Annotated in this window: 1 protein-coding gene; it reads left to right on the top strand. The window is 60.2% G+C overall.

Translation table 11 applies throughout. From position 1 onward, the window contains the following. The coding region (locus ABX749_RS31130; protein WP_372899462.1) for a DUF5060 domain-containing protein at window positions 1-1,978 on the top strand (1,978 nt) is incomplete at both ends.

Here is a 1,978-nt window from a genome sequence, read left to right on the forward strand (position 1 = left end):
CTCGACGCCGGGGACCTACTACGTCTGGGTCCGCGCCCATTCGACCGGATCCGAAGACAACGGTCTGCACGTCGGCATCGATGGCACTTGGCCCGAAAGCGGCCAGCGGTTGCAGTGGTGCGAAGGCAAACAGACATGGCGTTGGGAAAGCAAACAACGCACGGAGAAACAACATTGCGGAGAACCGTACAAGATCTTTTTGGAAATCAACGAACCCGGCGAGCACGTCATTCATTTTTCGATGCGCGAAGACGGTTTCGAATTCGACAAGTTCTTGATGACGACCGAGCGAGAATTCCCCCGCCCCAGCGGCGCCGGTCCCCAACCGCGCGTCAAACGTGGAACGCTGCCCAAAGCATTCCCCATGGTTGCCGCCCCCCGCAGTGACACCGCGTCAACCACCACGGCGCCGACAGCACCAGCGTCATCTGCCAGTGGTGACCGGGCGTCGTTGAAATTGACCGCCGCCGAGTTCGCCGAAGGCAACAAGTCGGGCTACTACCTGGACCAGGGCAAATGGCTGGCGATCAACCCCGATCAACACAAACGAGCATCGACCGCCAAAACCTTTCCGTTCCCCACCGGACGATACAACGTCACGCTGGAAACGGTCGGTGAAAACGATGGCCAATCCAGCTACGAGGTGTCGGTCGATGAGACGAAGATCGGCCAGTACACCAACCCGCTGGCCGATGCGATGTACAAGGAAGGCAAAGCGTTTCACAAGACGTGGAAAAACGTGCCGATCACCGAAGGCGCCATGATCGGCGTTTCCTCCACGATCGGCAGCAAGGACGGACAAGAATTCAGCCGCGCCCGCTGGGCGGCCGTCGCCTTCACCGCCGCCGATGCCGCGACCGCTCAGTCGATCGCGCCGGTCCTGGCGAACCAGGCGGCACAACCGCAACACGTCGCCACGGGCAATTCCAAATCCAGCCCCACCAAACCCTCCAGCGACCGACCGCTGCAACTGCCACGCGGCAAAAACGGTGACGGCAGCGTCAACGTGTCCGGTGAATTGAAGCAGTGGCACAAGGTCACGCTGGACGTGAACGGCCCCTACGCCCACGAAAAAGACAACCAGCCCAATCCGTTCACCGACTATCGCATGACGGTCCAGCTGAAACACTCCGGCGGAACCCAATACACTGTGCCTGGCTACTTCGCCGCCGATGGCAACGCCGGCAACACCTCCGCAGAATCAGGAACAACGTGGCGCGCCCATTTCGCTCCCGATCAAACCGGCCAGTGGACCTACACCGTTTCCTTTCATCAGGGCGAACTGGCGGCACTGGATTCCAACGTCTCCTCCGAGCCGGTGGCTCCCTTTGACGGGATCAGCGGGACATTCACCATCGCCGAAAGCGACAAGTCGGGCCGCGACCTGCGTGGCCAGGGCCGATTGACGTACGTCGGCAAACACTACCTGCAATTCGCAGGATCAAAAAAGTACTCTTTGAAAGTCGGTGCCGACGCGCCGGAAACCCTGCTCGCCTACGCCGACTTTGACAACACGATTGCCGGCAACCCCAAGAAAGCTCCCGTGAAAACCTGGGCGCCGCACGTGCAAGACTGGAAACCGGGCGACCCGACCTGGGGCAACGGCAAGGGCAAAGGCTTGATCGGCGCGGTCAATTACCTGTCCGGCAAGGGCTGCAATGCGTTTTCGTTTCTGAGCTACACCGCCGGAGGTGACGGGGACAACGTCTGGCCCTTCATCCAACGCGAAGACATATTGCACTACGATTGCAGCAAGCTGGATCAGTGGGGAACCGTGTTCGATCACGGGACCGCCAAAGGCATGTACCTGCACTTCAAACTACAGGAAACCGAAAACGACGATCACAACAAGCACAAGGCGTCTGGCGGTGTTCCGGAAAGTCTCGACGGGGGCGATCTTGGCGCGCAACGCAAACTGTACTGCCGCGAATTGATCGCCCGCTACGGTCACAACCTGGCGCTCAACTGGAACCTGGGC

It is taken from the genome of Stieleria sp., assembly GCF_041595215.1.
GTDB lineage: Bacteria > Planctomycetota > Planctomycetia > Pirellulales > Pirellulaceae > Stieleria > Stieleria magnilauensis.